The sequence below is a fragment of the Pseudomonas sp. ICMP22404 genome, assembly GCF_006227205.1.
Lineage (GTDB): Bacteria > Pseudomonadota > Gammaproteobacteria > Pseudomonadales > Pseudomonadaceae > Aquipseudomonas.
This window is the reverse complement of sequence record NZ_VCNG01000006.1, coordinates 251,639-268,383: the sequence shown is the minus strand read 5'-3', so window position 1 is coordinate 268,383 and position 16,745 is coordinate 251,639. Positions and strand designations below refer to the sequence as shown.

General features: G+C 60.9%; 11 protein-coding genes. 2 read left to right on the top strand and 9 right to left on the bottom strand.

All coding sequences use genetic code 11. The features are described 5' to 3' along the window. Positions 1–7: 7 nt before the first annotated feature. The 5 genes from FGE05_RS13565 to FGE05_RS13545 form a co-directional block, all read right to left on the bottom strand. Positions 8–1,342 (bottom strand): HlyD family type I secretion periplasmic adaptor subunit, encoded by a 1,335-nt coding sequence (locus FGE05_RS13565; protein WP_139645634.1) that lies wholly within the window; start codon positions 1,340–1,342, stop codon positions 8–10. Then, entirely contained in the window at positions 1,339–3,114 is a 1,776-nt protein-coding gene (locus FGE05_RS13560) for a type I secretion system permease/ATPase (protein ID WP_139645632.1), read from the bottom strand. Before FGE05_RS13560 ends, FGE05_RS13565 begins: the two co-directional genes overlap by 4 nt. A 150-nt stretch (positions 3,115–3,264) precedes the next feature. Further along, on the bottom strand, positions 3,265–3,702 hold the full coding sequence (locus FGE05_RS13555) for an AprI/Inh family metalloprotease inhibitor (protein WP_139645718.1): 438 nt from the start codon (positions 3,700–3,702) through the stop codon (positions 3,265–3,267). A 109-nt stretch (positions 3,703–3,811) separates the two neighbouring features. After that, positions 3,812–5,269: a serralysin family metalloprotease gene (locus FGE05_RS13550; protein WP_139645630.1), complete on the bottom strand. Its 1,458-nt coding sequence runs from the start codon at positions 5,267–5,269 to the stop codon at positions 3,812–3,814. A gap of 322 nt (positions 5,270–5,591) precedes the next feature. Next, positions 5,592–6,506 (bottom strand): LysR family transcriptional regulator, encoded by a 915-nt coding sequence (locus FGE05_RS13545; protein ID WP_024778500.1) that lies wholly within the window; start codon positions 6,504–6,506, stop codon positions 5,592–5,594. A 107-nt stretch (positions 6,507–6,613) separates the two neighbouring features. Between FGE05_RS13545 and FGE05_RS13540 the strand changes: the two genes are divergently transcribed. Together FGE05_RS13540 and FGE05_RS13535 are read left to right on the top strand one after the other, a co-directional pair. Next, complete coding sequence (locus FGE05_RS13540) at positions 6,614–8,089, top strand: MFS transporter (RefSeq protein ID WP_373682478.1); 1,476 nt, start codon at positions 6,614–6,616, stop codon at positions 8,087–8,089. Between the two features lie 192 nt (positions 8,090–8,281). After that, a complete protein-coding gene (locus FGE05_RS13535; protein ID WP_003201764.1) occupies positions 8,282–8,560 on the top strand; it encodes a DUF1652 domain-containing protein in 279 nt (92 codons plus the stop codon). Positions 8,561–8,763: 203 nt separating this feature from the next. Here FGE05_RS13535 and FGE05_RS13530 read toward each other — a convergent pair whose 3' ends face one another. The 4 genes from FGE05_RS13530 to FGE05_RS13515 form a co-directional block, all read right to left on the bottom strand. Continuing rightward, positions 8,764–11,232, bottom strand: a complete 2,469-nt coding sequence (locus FGE05_RS13530) for a UvrD-helicase domain-containing protein (RefSeq protein WP_139645627.1) — start codon at positions 11,230–11,232, stop codon at positions 8,764–8,766. Positions 11,233–11,805: 573 nt separating this feature from the next. Further along, on the bottom strand, positions 11,806–13,452 hold the full coding sequence (gene pgm, locus FGE05_RS13525; RefSeq protein WP_139645625.1) for a phosphoglucomutase (alpha-D-glucose-1,6-bisphosphate-dependent): 1,647 nt from the start codon (positions 13,450–13,452) through the stop codon (positions 11,806–11,808). Between the two features lie 90 nt (positions 13,453–13,542). Continuing rightward, the gene (locus tag FGE05_RS13520; protein ID WP_139645622.1) at positions 13,543–14,940 is read right to left on the bottom strand and encodes a PLP-dependent aminotransferase family protein; all 1,398 of its coding nucleotides are present in this window, start codon (positions 14,938–14,940) and stop codon (positions 13,543–13,545) included. 96 nt (positions 14,941–15,036) lie between these two features. Next, a complete protein-coding gene (locus FGE05_RS13515; RefSeq protein ID WP_139645620.1) occupies positions 15,037–16,524 on the bottom strand; it encodes a hypothetical protein in 1,488 nt (495 codons plus the stop codon). Positions 16,525–16,745 lie beyond the last annotated feature (221 nt).

Sequence of the window (16,745 nt, the reverse complement as noted above, 5' to 3'; positions counted from 1 at the left end):
GACATCCTTATTCCTCGGTCAACGCAGAGCCGGCCCGGTCGAGCAGCGGTTTGAACAGGTAGTTGAGCAGCGAGCGCTCGCCGGTGCGCACGAACATTTCCGCCGGCATCCCGGGCTTGATCACCAGGCCATTGAGTTTTTCCAGCGCCGCATCGCCAACGCTGCTGCGCAGCACGTAGTACGGCGTACCGGTTTTTTCATCGATCATCTGGTCGGCGGACACCAGGCTGACCTCCCCCGAAACCCTTGGTGTGCGACTCTGGTTGAAGGCGGTAAACAGAATGTCCACTGGCAGATGGATACCGACCTTGTCGATCAGGTTCACCGGCAGGTGCCCTTCCACCTCCAGCCGGGTGCCCTGGGGCACGATCTCCAGCAAGGTGTCGCCCTGGCGCACCACGGCGCCTTCGGTGTGCACCCCCAGGTTGACGGCGATGCCATCGGCGGTGGCGAGGATCTCGCTGTGTTGCAGCTCGAACCCGGCCGACGCGAGCTGCTGTTGCAGGGTTTCGCTCTTGAGCTGGGCCTCGGCCAATTGGCTGCGGACTTCCTTCTGGTACTCCTCGCTGTGTTGCTGCAGCTTCAGCCGAGACTCGATGATCCCCTGCTCCACCCGACCGCTTTCGCCGCTGTTCTGCGCCAGTTCCTGCTGCACCTGGGACAATTGCCGTTGATAGTCCAGCAGACGGTTGCGCGGGATATAGCCGTTATCCGCCAGGGGTTGCAGGTTGCCCAGTTGCTGGCGCAGGGACTCGGCCTGGGCCGTCAGGTCGCCACGGGCCCGGCGCATCCCCGCTAACTGCGCGGTGGCACCTTCGATGCTGGCGCGCAACGCGGCCTGCTCCCGAGCGAAGGCTTCGCGACGACTGCTGAACAGTTGTCGCTGCCCTTCGAGCACCAATGCCAGGCGTGGGTCCGGGTCCTGGCTCAACGCGCTCGGAAAACTCACTTGTGCCAGGTTGTCCCGCTCGCTTTGCCAGCGCGCCAGGCTGGCCCAGGCCATCCGGTACTGGGCTTGCAGCGATTGCACATCCGCCGAGGCCTGGGTCTGGTCGAGGCGAAACAGCGGTTGCCCTTGCTTGACCGCTTCGCCTTCACGCACCAGGATCCGGCTGACCATGCCGCTGCTCATCGATTGCACGGCCTTGCGCTTGCCGGAAACCACCACCGTGCCCTGCACGGGAATGCCCTGATCCAACGGGGCCAGGCTCGCCCAGGTAAAGAAGCTGCCCGCGCCAAGGATCGCCAGGGCCCAGCCCATGCGCATGAAGAAGCGGGCGTCACGTTCGGGGTGCTCGTGGAGTCGACTGTGTTCGAGGTTCATGTCGCGATCCTTGCTCATGCGTTGCTGGGTTTGCTGGCGGCCTGGTATTGACGACTCATGCTCAATCCGTTGGGCGTCGCCTGGGGTTTGTCTCGCGGAGTGTCCGATTGGCCGGACAGCGCCCGCAGCACTTCCTGGCTCGGTCCGAAGGCTTGCAACCGACCTTCGTTGAGCACCAGCAACTTGTCGGCCTGAGCCAATGCCGAGGAGCGATGGGTCACCAGCACGACGCTGGTGCCCTGGGCTTTCAGCTGCGCGATGGCGCTGGCCAGCGCCGCCTCGCCGACGGTGTCCAGGTTGGAGTTGGGTTCGTCGAGCACCACCAGGCTCGGCCGGTCGTACAGGGCCCGGGCCAGGGCGACCCGTTGTTTCTGCCCGCCGGACAATCCGCATCCGTCCTCCCCCAACACCGTGTCGTAGCCTTGGGGCATGCGCAGGATCAGCTCATGCACACCGGCCTGCTGCGCGGCAGCGACGACTTTCTGTGGGTCGGCCTCGCGAAAGCGGGCGATGTTCTCGGCGATGCTGCCGCTGAACAGCTCGATGTCCTGGGGCAAATAGCCGATGTAGGGGCCGAGTTGGTCACGGTTCCAGCGATGGATATCGGCGCCGTCCAGGCGCACCGCGCCACCGAGGATCGGCCACACGCCCACCAGCACACGGGCCAGGGTGGATTTGCCGGAGCCCGACGCGCCCAAGACCCCCAGCACCTCGCCGGCACCGAGACTGAAGCTGACTTGATGCAATGTCGCCTGGCGTTGCCCTGGCGGTCCGGCGCTGACCTGCTCGAAGCTCACCTGGCCCTTGGGCGGCGGCAGCGGCATCCCATCGTCCTCGGGCGGATAGGCCTGCAACAGTGCGTCGAGACGACGATAGGCCAGCTTCGCGCCGCTCCACTGCTTCCACACGGCAATCAATTGATCGATGGGGCTCAATACCCGCCCCATCAGGATCGAGCCGGCAATCATCATCCCGGCGGTCATGTCGCCCTTGATCACCAGCAGCGCCCCCAGACCCAGCACGAGCGATTGCAGGCACAGGCGCAAGGTCTTGCTGAAGGCGCTGATGACCGCGCCGGTGTCGCTGGCCTGGTTCTGCAAGCCGAGAAAGCGCGAGTGCACGGCAAACCAGCGGTTGCGCAGCGCGTCGAGCATGCCCATGGCCTGGATCGATTCGGCGTTGTGCAAGTGGCTGGTGGCCAGTTGACTGGACTGCTGCGAGTAACCGCTGGCCTGCCCCAACGGCTTGCGGGTCATGACCTCGTTCAGGCATGCCAGCCCGATGAGCAGCAGCGTACCGATGCTGGCGAACACGCCTAGCCAGACGTTGAACAGATAGATCACCAGCAGATAGACCGGGAACCAGGGGGCGTCGAAGAAGGCGAACAGCGCCGGCCCGGTGACGAACTGGCGCAGATGGGTCAAGTCGCCCAGGGATTGCCCGGCGTTGCCTTCGCCCTGCAGCAGGTTGCGCTCGAACGCCGCTTTGTAGACCTGGAGGTTGAAACGCCTTTCCAATTGGCTGCCGATGCGGATGACGATGAAGCTGCGCACCATCTCCAGCAGCCCGATGAAGACAAAGAACCCCACCACCATCAACGACAACATCACCAGAGTGGTTTCGTTTTGCGAGGACAATCCGCGGTCATACACTTGAAGCATGTAAATGGAAGGCGCAAGCATCAGGACGTTAATCAGCGCGGTAAAACAACCGACACTGAGCAGGATGTTTTTATAATCGCCCAGTGCCTTGAACAGCGGCATCGCGGTGGCGGTCTTTGCCCTCTTCATCATTCTTCCCTGCTATTGGCTTCGCCACAGAGTTGGCAAACACTTAAACTTGCCAATCTTTTAATAATTGAACCTGAGCACACCAAAGTGCACGCTTGATGGAACAAACGCGCGGATTATTGGTAAACAGGCTCAGGCCGTACACATACGTTAGCGAGCGTTCTCTTGGATATTGCGCTCGAGCGTAACGCTCAGTCCTGACTTCAAATTGACTTGATAAGAATGGCCCTGGCGTAGTCCCAGATGAACTCTGGCCTCTTGTTTGCCAAGCAGCGAAAGACCATCGGGTTCCGGAAACCAATGAACCGGCTCATCCCCGAGCCAATGGCCCAGGCAATCGGTTTGCCCACCTACGGTCTGGTCCGCTTTGAGTTCGATGATGCAGATATTCGACGGCTTGTCCTGCAATGCCTGGGTTTGCGCATTGTCCTGGGGGCCTGCCAAAACGGCCCGCCACTGACCGGCCAATTGAGAGGGTTCTGCTAACAACAGGCTGCGCGCCATGGCGACTTCTCCAGAAAACAGCATCAACGTAGCGAGTAACCAGGCGATTGCCGAGAAGCTACAGGGCGTAAAATTTTTTTCCATCTTGTCCATTCCAACGGAGCTCCCGTAGGAGCTGGCGAAGCCTGCGATCTTTTTGCTCATTTGAGCCTCGAATGAAGATCCCAGGCTTCTCCAGCCCCTGCGGGGTGGTTCAGGCCACGATGTCCGAAATCGCTGCCTGGCCGACGGTACTGACCAGGAAATCGGCCATGCCATGCCCGGAGAAGTCCACCGACAGCAGGCTGTTGCCACCCGATGTCGACAGCACCGCATCACCCGCCGCGCCGGTGAACGCGTTAACGAAGTGCAGGCCCGCACCGTTGGTGATACCGGTCAGGTCGATCTTGTCCAGGCCGCTGACGAAATCGAGGATCTGGTCCGTGGCACCCGGCCGAGAGTCGGAGCTCGCGGCGAACACGAACGTGTCCGCACCCGAACCGCCCGACAGCTTGTCCGCACCGCCGCCGCCCCAGAGGATGTCATTGCCGGCTCCCCCCTTGAGCTCGTTGGCCACTTCGTTGCCGATCAGCAGATCGCTGCCCGAGCCGCCGATGGCATTTTCGATGGTGGCGCCCTGGGCGATGGATACGTTGCCCACCATGCCGCCAACGTCGGAGAACGAGGCATCATTGAGGTTTATTTTCTGGTTCTGGGTGAAACCGGAGAAGTCCAGGGTATCGCGACCGCCCGCATCCCATACCGAGAACACCACCTTGTCCGACGAGGAGGACGCACTGAGGAAGTCGCGGCCGGCGTTGGAATTGAAGCCGTAGGTGGTGTCACCGGTACGGGTGCTCATGTTGGCACCGTAGAGCTTCTGGATCGCCGCGATGTCGTCCATCAACGGGCCCGAAGAGTAGGCTTCCACTCCGCCCTTGCTGAAGTTCTGGTCGGTATTGCTTTCGCTCCAGTAGCTCATGACGCTGTAGCCACGGGTGTCCTGGCCGTACGTGGCGTCATCGTAGGTCGGGCTGCCTTCGCCGGCGTTGTAGTCGCCAGGGTGCGCCAGGCCCAGGGTGTGGCCGATTTCGTGGGTCAGCGTCTGCCGGCCATAGTTGTTCAGGTCCGGGTTCTTGTTCTGGGTATAGCTGCTATTGATCAGGTACCAGGATGTCCCGTCATACCCGGCGCCGGTGCCCGGCAGGTAGGCGAACGCCGCTGCGCCGTCCTGGCCGCCGCTGTAGTTGCCGAAGGTCATGTGCCCGTCGCCACCGCTGCTCTTCTCGGTAAAGGTGACATTGGCCACGTCCGCCCAGGATTGCATGGCCAACGCAGCCTGGCCCTTCTGCTGGGCACTGAACTGGCTGAAACCACTGATTCCGTGCTTGTTCATGGTGCTGGAGGACGCGGAGGTGAGAAAGGTATAGGTCAGCTCGATCTTGCCGCTGCCGTCCTTGTCCTGATAGGCCGCGCCGTCCCGCAGCAATTGAGTAGCCGCCTCGTCCACTGAGTACGACGGTTTGCCATTGACGGTGAGATTGCCGCCACGGTCGTATTGATGGCTGAAACTATTGATCTGGTTGAATGCATTACTGGGCGCGGCCAATGATTGCGGTGCCCAGAAGAGTTGTTCGGCAGAATCAATAGTGCTGCTTTTGACTTTCGACATAAACACACTTCCTTGTTTGCAATGGAACAGTTTTTGTCAGACAGACAATCTCTGGCGAGATCGTCCTATCACTCGCCCAATTGAGGACGCAAGAAAACTGACACAATTCGAAATCAAACGTCTAGCAATTTTTTCGACGCATATGAACAACAACTCTGACGACACGCGGGGCACTAGGCGCCCGCCCCGTTAATACAGGCAGCACAGCCTCAGGATCAAGAATTGTCGGACAAAACCCTATTTAAATATTAAATATCGCCCTATGTCGAGCAGCACACTTTCAGCAACTAAGTGCCAGTGAAGTGCTATTAATTAATATGAATTAGTGGCCTATTTGCTCCCCAGTGTTGCGCGCGCAAACCTCACGCAAACAACCTCGCAGCCAGCGGTGTACCGGATCGGCATCCATTCGTGGATGCCAGAGCATGGCAATCGTGAATATCGGCACCGGGAACGGCAGCGCAAAGCTGTGCAGGCCGGCGCGCAGGCGGGTGGTATAGCGTTCGGGCACACTGGCGATCAGGTCACTGGACCGCGCGAGCCCCAACGCCGTGGAAAAACCGGGGACGGTGGTGATGATCTCTCGCGTCAGGTTCAAGGGCTCCAATGCCCGATCGATGGGGCCGTGGTCGAGGTCGCGCAAGGCGACAGCGATATGCCCGCCCTCGGCATAAGCAGCGGCGGTAACCTCGGCCTGGCTCAGCGGATGCCCCAGGCGTACCACGCCGATAAGTCGGTCGACAAACAATGCCTGGGTGCGTAGCTCCGGTCGGGTGTCCTTGTCCACGACGGCGGTTTCCAGGTCCACGGTCCCCTCGCGCAGTGCCGTACTGCTCTTGTCAGCCTTGTCCACGAAGCGCATTCGGACACCGGGGGCCTCCTCGCCGATGCGGGTAATCAGGTCGATCCCGAAGTTTTCCACGAACCCTTCCCGGGTGCGCAGCGTAAAGGTCCGATTCAACCGCCGCAGGTCCGGGGCCTCGACCGGGCGCAGTACTGTCTGGGCATCCTGCACCAGTTGACTGACCTGCTCGCGCAGTTCCAAGGCACGGGGCGTGGCCACCAGCCCTCGCCCGGCCCGCACTAACAGCGGGTCACCGGTGGTATCGCGCAATCGCGCCAACGCCCGGCTCATCGCCGAAGGACTGAGCCGCAGCCGTTGGGCCGCTCGGGCAACGCTGCCTTCTGCCAACAGCACGTCAAGGGTGATCAACAGGTTGAGGTCGGGAATGGACATGGTCAGGCCTCGGGCTCATAGATGGCGTCGCATGCAGCTATAAAGTGCAAATGCTGCGTCTTCCGCCATGTTATGCCCGGGCGTACTGTTCTGACAGTCCAGTTTTTGTGAACCGCTCCGGAGAACAGCATGAAACCAGTCCATACACCGCCGGACATTCCCGGCGCTCCCCAAACCTCCTCGTCGCGCTGGCGTTGACCAGCCTTGCCCTGGCAACCTTGCTCGCCTCGCTGGGCACCAGCGTCGCCACAGTCGGCCTGCCCGCCTTGGCCGAAGCGTTCGGCGCCTCTTTCCAGGCAGTCCAATGGGTGGTGCTGGCTTATCTGCTGGCGATCTCCACGCTGATTGTCAGCGTCGGGCGCCTGGGTGATCTGCTGGGACGCCGGCAACTGCTATTGGCTGGGATTCTGCTGTTCACCCTGGCGTCCGTCCTCTGCGGACTCGCCCCTTCCCTTGGGCTATTGATCGCAGGCCGGACGCTGCAAGGCCTGGGAGCGGCGGTCATGATGACCCTGACCCTGGCCCTGGTCGGTGAAACGGTCGACAAGGACCGAACCGGTCGCGCCATGGGCTTGCTGGCCACGCTGTCAGCGGTGGGCACCGCCCTTGGTCCTTCGCTCGGCGGTACGCTGGTCAGCGCCTTTGGCTGGCACGCCATCTTTCTGATCAACGTCCCCCTCGGGCTCCTGACGTGGCTGTTGGCCTGGCATTCCTTGCCCACCCATCGCCCGCAGACGAGTGCTGCAAGACCCGGCTTCGATATCCCGGGCACAGTGCTGCTGGCGACGGCGCTGGGCGCTTATGCACTGGCCATGACCCTGGGACGCGGCCATTTTGGTGGACTCAATCTCGCCTTGCTGCTGGTGGCGATCCTTGGCGGCGGGTTGTTTGTTATGGCCCAGCGCCGGGTAACGTCGCCGTTGATCCCCCTGGCATTGTTCCGTGACCGGCTGCTGGTGTCAGGCCTGGCAACGAGTGCGTTGGTCGCGACGGTCATGATGGCGACGCTGCTGGTAGGGCCTTTCTACTTGTCCATCAGCCTTGGACTGCCGACCGCATTGGTAGGATTGGTGTTGGCCGTGGGTCCCTGCGTTGCTGCGTTGACCGGCGTGCCTGCCGGGCGCCTCACGGATCGGTTCGGCGTGCGGCCCATGCGGCTCGTCGGGTTGGCGACCATGGGACTCGGCTGCTTGATGCTGACACTGGTGCCACCTGCGCTGGGCATGGCTGGCTACATCATGGCCATCGTGGTCACCACCTTGGGCTACGCGCTGTTTCAGACCGCCAACAACACCGCCGTGATGGCGGATATACCTGCGCAGAAGCGCGGCGTCATTGCCGGGTTGCTCAACCTGTCGCGCAACCTGGGCTTCTTTACCGGCGCGGCGGTGCTCGGTGCGATATTCGCCTCAGCGTTACCGGCGAGTGGCGTTTCCGCCGCCAGCCCCGAGGAGGTCGCAAATGGCCTGCATTTCACCTTTGTCGTCGCCCTGTCCATGGTGGTTTTAGCACTGCTTATCGCCCTGCAATATCGCGCGCCAGAGCCGCTGAAGGATTCCCAGGCGGCGCCCGGCAAAGGGTGATGGCATTCTGAGCCCTGACCTTTAAGTCATGATCCAGATCAAAAAAAGTGAACCAATCGCAAAACGGACTGAAAAAAGCCACATGACTTTCATTATCCAATGCTATTTTTAGTTCTCACTGGTAGAGCCATGATGGCTCTTCCTTCCTGACAAGAGCAAACGGAAGCGCTTGATGAAGAAGGTGGGCAACAGATGAATAAAGGATCGTTCAGCAAGGTTACGTTTCCCAACGCTTGCCAGCTGATGCGCTGGCATTTCCATCCAATGGGCTTCGAGGCCAGTATGGATGCGCCGGGCAGCATGGTCGCCCGGTTGTTCGATCGCGCCAGCGGTGAAACCATGATCGCGATTGCGGGCATCCCCTGCGCGACCGTGATGAACGCCCCTGACGTGGAACGAATAATCGAAGCGGTGGAAGCCGAGCTGGAAGCCTTCGTACCACCGGTTGGTTTGAGGCGGTTCGCCTCCTGAGCAAAAAAGCCCACATTACGTGGGCTTTTTTGTGGGCGCTGTTTCTAAATATGTGGCTAGCCGTCCCGCCGCTATCGCGAGCAGGCTCGCTCCCACAGGGGGTTGGGTGAACACACTGACTGAAGCCATCCCCGGGACCTTGTGGGAGCGAGCCTGCTCGCGATGGCGATCTTCCAGGCAACCACCAGTCCGGTCCAGCCCACTCAACCCCGGGCGCGGCGATGGTCTGCGAAGAACGGTTTGCCTTTATCGATACGGTCCGAAGCCTTGGGCGCGTTTGCGGCCTGGCTGTCCGGCTCATCGACGTACCAGTAGCAATGCTGCACCGCACGGGTGATGCCCACGTAGGCCAGGCGCAGGATCTCGTCCCTTTGCGCCGTGTCGTACGGCTCGGCGTCACCGTCCTGACCCAGCCCAGCCATTCGATAGACCTGATTCTTGTAGGGTGAACGGGTCAGATGCTGGCAGTCGCCCAACAGGAACACGGCATCGGCTTGGAGCCCCTTGGCGCTGTGATAGGTCATCTGCCTCAGGCGCCTCGCGTCATAAGGCAAGCTAGAATCCACATTAACTGTTGGCTGAATATACTTTTCTATCAATGACTTATCGCTGCTTTTTCGATACAACATTAATATCGAATCACCCTTGCGATAGTGCTCATCCAACCGCTGGGCCAAACCTTCATCGTCCCGATCCAGCACGTTGACCGGGCTCAGTAATGTGGATTTACCGCCGGCCTTGGCCTTTTTGCCAGGAATCGCAGCCGCCGCACGGACAATATGCTCAGCCGCGTCAATGATGTGCTGATGACTGCGGTAGTTGTCGGTGAGCATCACTCGGGTATTGGCCGGCGACGGAAATTGTTGCGTGAACCCCATGAAATAGCTCGGTGAGCTGCCGCGCCAGCCATAGATCGACTGCCAATCGTCGCCGACACACAGCAATGAAGAATGTTGGGCGCCACGTCCCACGTGCATGGCAGGCCCTCGGCGGCGCACTTCTCGCAGGCTTGCGCGAAGCCAGGAAACGATCTGCGGGGAAACGTCCTGAAATTCATCGATCATCAGGTGCGACATAGGCCTGAGAAGCGCATCGCCCAATAACTTGAAGTTTTCCGGGGAGTGCTCGCTGAACAGCGCAAACATGCGGTTGTAGGTCATGACGGGAGGCGACTGGTCGAGCAGATGGTCTTCGAATGCCCGCCAATAGCGGCTCAACGCCTCGAAAAAATACCGATCAGGGTCATCCTGGGCGAAACACATCCGCCCTACGGCATCCGGGACATCCAGGCCGAGGTTCTCGATAAAACCGGCAGCGGCGACGAAACAATCCAGCAGCGGCGCCGAACTCAGCTCTCCCTTGACCTTGTAATCGAAGCCCGGCCCGGCGCTGGCTTCTCCCGCCAATGAGGCTAGCAAACGCTTGGAGGATTCGTAGCTTTCAATCCAAATCAATGGCTTACGGCAAAAAGCTTGAAACAGGGTACGCTTTACCGCCCATTCCGCACGGAGACTCAGCCGCGCGCCTGGACGACTGAGTCGGGCATCCTCCCGCGAATCGAATCCAAGCATGACCCAGGCGTCCAGGGATGGAATGTAACCATGACAATGGAATGTCGAACCGTTGATCTCGAACGTCTGACGCTTGGGCTCGACGCCCTTGATGGGCCATGCCCCGGCACGAAACCACAGGTCCTCGATGGCATCACACAGTTCTTCGTCGCGCTGGGCAGCCAGCTCGGTCACGGCTATACGCTTTTGCACGTCGGGGTGATCACGCTCCAGCGCCTTGAGCTGAAAAGCGTGCCGGGACAGCGGTTTGATCAGCTCCCGAAAGCGCTCGTCGCGTTGATAAAGGCGGTGATAACAGGCATTGAGCTGCTGGCGCTGAGCCTCGTTGATGCGCAAGTCGAACGGGTTGCCGTCGGCGTCGTCATCGCCCGGCCCCGTGCGATGGCTCAGGGTTTCAAAGGCCTGGAGCCGCTCGAATCCCGGCAAACTGCGCACCATGGGCAAGATGCGCGAATGAAAGGTCCGTACCAGGTCGCGAGCGTCCTTGGTGCTGACCGTTCGCCCCCACAGGGCAAACACCTCGACCAGCTTCTGGATGAAGTCCTTGCGCGACTCTCGGGTGAACGTTACCACGGTAATCGAATCCAGCTCGAAACCCAGGTACTGGGATAGCAGTACGATGCGCAGCACCAGGGTCGTGGACTTGCCCGCACCCGCGCCGGCAACCACCGAGGTGGAAGGCGTATCGCTGAAGATCATCTTCCATTGAGCTGCACTGGGCTGTGCATGGGCCGGCAGCAATCGGGCAACATCTGCCTTTACGCGTTTCTTGAGTTCGGGGGTCAAGGGCAGGCGCCAGTCGTCAAACAGCAGGTCATCGACCTTGGGAGCCGGGTGTTCCGTATTACGGAAGTCGCGGATCAACAGGACCTGACGCCCTTCTTCCAAGCCCTCGGCCTTGCCCTCTTTGAAGCCGTAATCGAAACCGGCGGTATGTCCGCTGCGAAAACCATCGGCCTGGCCGTGCAGCCAGGAAGCCCTGTGCTGGGCGCGCAGGCGTGTCAGGCCGTGACCGAAAAAGCGGGCAGCCAGACGCTTGAGCAGCGGCATTTGCGCCAAGGGAAGCAATTCGGGAGGCAGATCGGGAGAGTGTTGCGGCACGCTTTGAGACTCCGGTGTTCAGAACCATGGCCTATGGTGTCTGTATTTACCACGGAGTGCCACCCAAAAGCTTTGAAGTCATGGGGTTAGGCGATGAAGTGAAAGTGGTGTCGCATCGACATGATTGTGGTCTGAACCACCGCTATCGCGAGCAGGCTCGCTCCCACAGGGTATCTGTGGCAGACGACCTTTATACATACGCAGCAAAACCTGTGGGAGCCAAGCTTGCTCGCGATGACGTCGGCACATTCAACATCGATGTAACGGACCCACCGCTATCGCGAGCAAGCCCGCTCCCACAGGATATCTGTGGCATACGACCTTTATACGTACGCAGCAAAACCTGTGGGAGCCAAGCTTGCTCGCGATGACGTCGGCACATTCAACCTCGATGTAACGGACCCACCGCTATCGCGAGCAAGCTCGCTCCCACAGGGTATCTGTGGCAGACGACCTTTATACGTACGCAGCAAAACCTGTGGGAGCCAAGCTTGCTCGCGATGACGTCGGCGCATTCAACATCGACGTAACTGACCCACCGCTATCGCGAGCAAGCTCGCTCCCACACACGCATCACTTGCCGCTGATAGCGCCATCCACCAGCGTCTGCGCCTCACTCACCAACTGCTTGAGGTGCTCGTCGCCAAGGAAGCTTTCGGCGTAGATCTTGTAGATATCCTCGGTGCCGGACGGACGCGCTGCGAACCAGCCGTTTTCGGTCATCACCTTCAGGCCGCCGATGGCCTGATCGTTCCCCGGCGCGTGACTGAGAATGCTTTGGATCGCCTCACCGGCCAGCTGGGTAGACGCGACCTGGTCCGGTGAGAGTTTGCTCAACAGGGCCTTCTGCTGCGGAGTCGCCTTCGCATCGACGCGTACGGAGAACGGCTCGCCCAGTTCGTCTGTCAGGGCGCGGTAGGCCTGGCTTGGGTCGCGGCCGGTGCGAGCGGTCATTTCAGCCGCCAGCAACGCCGGGATCAGGCCGTCCTTGTCGGTACTCCACACACCACCGTCCTTGCGCAGGAACGAAGCACCGGCACTTTCCTCGCCGCCGAAGCCCAGGGAGCCGTCGAATAGCCCATCGGCGAACCACTTGAAGCCTACCGGCACTTCATAGAGACGACGACCCAGGCGCTTGGCCACGCGATCGATCAGCCCGCTGCTGACCACCGTCTTGCCGACGCCGGCATCGGCGCGCCAATGCGGACGGTTCTGGAACAGGTAATCGATGGACACCGCCAGGTAGTTGTTCGGCGCCAACAGACCTCCGGAGGGTGTCACGATGCCATGGCGGTCGTGATCCGGGTCACAGGCGAAGGCCACGTCGAAGCGCTCCTTCAGGCCGATCAACCCCTGCATGGCATGGCTGGAAGAAGGATCCATGCGGATCTGCCCGTCCCAGTCGACTGTCATGAAGCGGAACGTCGAATCCACCTGGGTGTTCACCACGTCCAGGTCAAGGCGGTAATGCTCGGCAATGGCCGGCCAGTAGCGTACCCCTGCTCCGCCCAGCGGATCGACGCCCAAACGCAACCCAGCGGCGCGGATGACGTCGAAATCGATGACATTGACCAAGTCCGCTACGTAGGTATTGAGGTAGTCGTGACGGTGAGTGGTCTCGGCCTTCAGGGCCTGCTCGTAGCTGATGCGCTTGACGCCGGCCAGTTGGTTGGCCAGCAGCTCGTTGGCCTTGGCTTCGATCCACTTGGTGATATGGGTATCGGCCGGGCCACCGTTGGTGGGGTTGTACTTGTAGCCGCCACTCTGCGGCGGGTTATGGGACGGCGTGATGACGATGCCGTCCGCCAGACCCGTGGTGCGTCCGCGGTTGTAGCAGATGATCGCGTGGGAAACCGCCGGTGTCGGAGTGTATTCATCGCCTTCGGCGATCATCACGGTCACGCCGTTGGCGGCGAGCACCTCCAGTGCACTGGCACCGGCAGGGGTGGAGAGCGCATGGGTATCGATACCGACGAACAAGGGCCCGTCAATGCCTTGGGCTTCACGGTACATGCAAATGGCCTGACTGATAGCCAGTACATGCCATTCGTTGAACCCCAGGTCGAAGGAACTGCCACGGTGACCGGAGGTGCCGAAAGCCACACGCTGGGTTGCAACCGAGGCATCGGGCCGGCCGGTGTAGTAGGCCGTCACCAGTCGCGGGATATCGATCAACAACTCTGCCGGTGCCGGCTTGCCCGCAAATGGACTGACTGTCATGCAAAACCTCTGGATGGAGTGGCTTGTGGAATGGGATGCAGTTTACTGACAGTTCGACCGTGGCGCGATGGGTTCGATCCATCACCCCTCTTACGATTGCTCAAGCCTCAACGCGTTGGCCAACACGCAGAGCGCCGTGTCCAGGTCGGTTGCACCACTCAAGGCATGCGTCACGCGCAAATACTGGGTATAAAGCCCTTGGATACTGAACAGTTCCCCAGGGGCGATGACGATGCGCTGGGCCAGCAAACGCTGGAAAACCTGTCGCAGGTCCACCCGGCGCGACGATCGAATCCAGATCGTCGCGCCGCCCTGGGCTTCAACCCATTGCAGGCTATCCCCCAGCCGTTCTCGCAGCAGTTGTGTTGTCGAGGTCGCACTTTCACGCAGCAGCCGCCGCAACACCAGCAGATGCTGGTCGATCCGACCGTTACTGTACAAACGCGCGATGGCCTTCTGCCGGATGGGCGACAGGCGAAACGCGCGCAGCAGGAAATGCCGCTGCAGTTGCAGGGTCAACTGACGCGATAGCACATAACCATAGGGGGCTTCAGGACCGATGGTTTTCTCGAAAGTGGAGTAGACGATCAGCCGGTCAGGGTCGAGCAGGTCGCGAAAAGGCACCACCCCGGCTTCGAAGACCAAGTCCGTGTAGCTGTCGTTCTCCAGCACCCAGGTACCGTGCAGATCCAGCAAACTCGCCACAGCCTGGCGGTTGTCCTCGGGAATGCGCGTCCCTCTGGGCATGTTCAACACCGAAGACAGCACCACCAGGCGCACGGTTTCGTTCTGTAGAAGCTGCTCCAGTTGCTCGAGACTGATGCCGCCGTCCGCCAACAACGGCAGCTCGATCACCTTGACGTCGGCGGCTTGCAGCAAGCGCAGAATCGTCCAGTCGCAAGGCGATTCGATCAGTACGGTGGCGCCCCTGAGCCCCAGCACGGCGATCAGGATCTCCAGCACACCCCGCAGATCGGCACCGATGTACACGTCATCGGCCTTCCAGCAGCGCGCCGGCGAGGAGGTGTAACGGGCCGCCAAGGCCGCGCGCAGTTCCAGCTCGCCCCAGGGCTGTGAAGGCATCTGGGAGGCGCGCGGATACTGGCGCAGCAGCTCGCGCTCGAGCAGCAACAGCGGGCTGTCCAGGGGTTGCATCGACGCCGGTTCGTCCGCGCTGAGCACCAGCATGCCTGGTCGCCGGGCATTGACGTAGAGCGTCTCGAGCAGATCGTCACCGCCGCCCAGGGCGACCACGCTGGGCACTGGCAGCGCGTAATAACCGGACTTGGCGACGGAGTAGACCCGCCCTTCCTTTTCCAGCAGCGAATAAGCGTACTGGATAGTAGAAATCGACACGCTCAACCGGTCGGCCAGTTGCCGTAAAGACGGCAGTCGGACCCGGGAATCGCTCCCCAGCTCACTGATCAGGGCCGTCAGGTAGCGATAGACCGCCTGGTAGGCGAAATCTGTTTCCCGTGAGCCCTTCATGGCTTCAGACCCGTTGGATGGGCCGCGACCGACCACGGCGAAGCACCAGCAGTGGCGGCCGGATACAAGGTGGGTGAAGCCGTCAAACCGCCCCCCTCAATATCTGCCCGAGCCTTCGCGCAGGCCGTCGCTACCCAGCCCGGGCGTTTCGGTATCGGCGTTGTCGATGGCCTGTTGGGGGTCTATTCCCAGGGTGGTTTCGTGTTCCGGCAGCGCTACGCTCGCCCCATAGAGCCTGCCGAGCATGTCGATCGACAGGCCGCTGACATCCACCATCCATTGCGCCACCTGGTCGGCGACTGTCGCGCCCTGCATGGCCTTGTGCAGGTCCGGCATCGCCACCAGCATGCCGGGGTGACAACAACGCAGGAAATGCTCCAGCCCCGCGCCCTTCTCGACAAAGGGTGCGAACAGCATGCACACCAATTGCGCCTCGTTGAGCCCCAGGGTCGTTTGCGCTTCGGCGGCGGCCTGGGCACGGCGCTCCGCAATGGCCGAAGGCGGGCCGAACAGCTCCCGAGCCTGTTCGCAGACGTGTTCCGGCAGTTGCTTGCGGTGCATGATCATGATTGCCCGCTGCACATAGTCTCCGTAGCCCGCTTCGTAACTGCGTCCCTGCAGGCAAGCCGCTTGCAGGCCATGCAAATGAGCCGACAGCAGCGGACTGAGGTATTCGTTTTCCGGTGCCGAGGCGATAAGGTCGTCGGTCCGCACCCGCAGGAACTCACTGAACAGCAGCCAGTTCATTTCTTCGCAGCGATCGACGATCAGGTCATCGATGCCGATGTGCCCTACTCGCCGGCATGCCTCGAAATGGCCCTCGGGTTTCCACATGCCGAGGCGGTGCGATCCATAGAAATGCCGATAGAGATCGTCTCCCAGGGTATCGAGCTGCGCAAAGAGGTTGTCAAAGGTGGTGGTCGTTTCGATACCCAGGCCGATCTTGCGGGTCGCACGTCGCAGGCCCGCCATGAACTGTCTCTGCTGGCGCGGCGTATCGCTGCTGACCAGGGAGTCCACTCCCGATTCCCAGCGCGCCATGTGGCGGTAGAACTCCGCCATGGCCAGGTAGCCGTCATCACCAATCTCCAAAGGGCTGTCGACCGAGCGAAGGTGACCCAGGACCAGCATGTCCATGCGATTGGACTCGTGCCCGGCCACCGACAATGGCTGCCTGTGGTTGAACGGCACCACTTCGCGGTTATCCGCCATCAGCAGCTCTACACGGGGATCGTCATAGACGAACAGCGCGCTGTAGCAACGATGGATGTTTTCCAGGGTCGCCTGGGTGGTCTCGCTCAACCGCGGCGTGGCAACACGCAGGTCGAAGGTCACGGGATTCCTGCCGGCGATGCTCAGTTGCGCGGCTCTCAACGCCGTCAGCACGTAAAAGCTGTCCCGGCTCCCGTTCAGGACCGTCAGTACGCGGTATTCACCGATCCGCTCAATGCCACCAGCGGCGACGATCAAACGCTGGATCAAAAGCTGCAACGCCGTACGCTCCGCACGAGAATAAAAACCCAACAGCCGCTGCAGTATCTGTTGATACACGTGAATCATTGCCTGCTCATGAATTGCGCTCATAACCATTTACCTGGAAGTTCAAATATCAGTGTCGCCCCACCCACGTGATCGCGCGACGTGTTCGGATGGAAGACTTATTTCACTACTGCGAAGAGTATTAGCAATACGTCCGAGCTTTGCTCGTCGTAACTATTTGATACATACAAGGGGCGTCGACCGCCGTCCGTGTCGCCAAAGCCTGAAAGCCGCCAATTCATTGGGCCTGACGTCCGTCTCGACGC

What these genes read in the sequence shown, in the direction of transcription:
- FGE05_RS13565 (WP_139645634.1), bottom strand. Translation starts at nt 1,342, where the DNA reads ATGAGCAAGGATCGCGACATGAACCTCGAACACAGTCGACTCCACGAG.
- FGE05_RS13560 (WP_139645632.1), bottom strand. Translation starts at nt 3,114, where the DNA reads ATGAAGAGGGCAAAGACCGCCACCGCGATGCCGCTGTTCAAGGCACTG.
- FGE05_RS13555 (WP_139645718.1), bottom strand. Translation starts at nt 3,702, where the DNA reads ATGGAAAAAAATTTTACGCCCTGTAGCTTCTCGGCAATCGCCTGGTTA.
- FGE05_RS13550 (WP_139645630.1), bottom strand. Translation starts at nt 5,269, where the DNA reads ATGTCGAAAGTCAAAAGCAGCACTATTGATTCTGCCGAACAACTCTTC.
- FGE05_RS13545 (WP_024778500.1), bottom strand. Translation starts at nt 6,506, where the DNA reads ATGTCCATTCCCGACCTCAACCTGTTGATCACCCTTGACGTGCTGTTG.
- FGE05_RS13535 (WP_003201764.1), top strand. Translation starts at nt 8,282, where the DNA reads ATGAATAAAGGATCGTTCAGCAAGGTTACGTTTCCCAACGCTTGCCAG.
- pgm (WP_139645625.1), bottom strand. Translation starts at nt 13,452, where the DNA reads ATGACAGTCAGTCCATTTGCGGGCAAGCCGGCACCGGCAGAGTTGTTG.
- FGE05_RS13520 (WP_139645622.1), bottom strand. Translation starts at nt 14,940, where the DNA reads ATGAAGGGCTCACGGGAAACAGATTTCGCCTACCAGGCGGTCTATCGC.
- FGE05_RS13515 (WP_139645620.1), bottom strand. Translation starts at nt 16,524, where the DNA reads ATGAGCGCAATTCATGAGCAGGCAATGATTCACGTGTATCAACAGATA.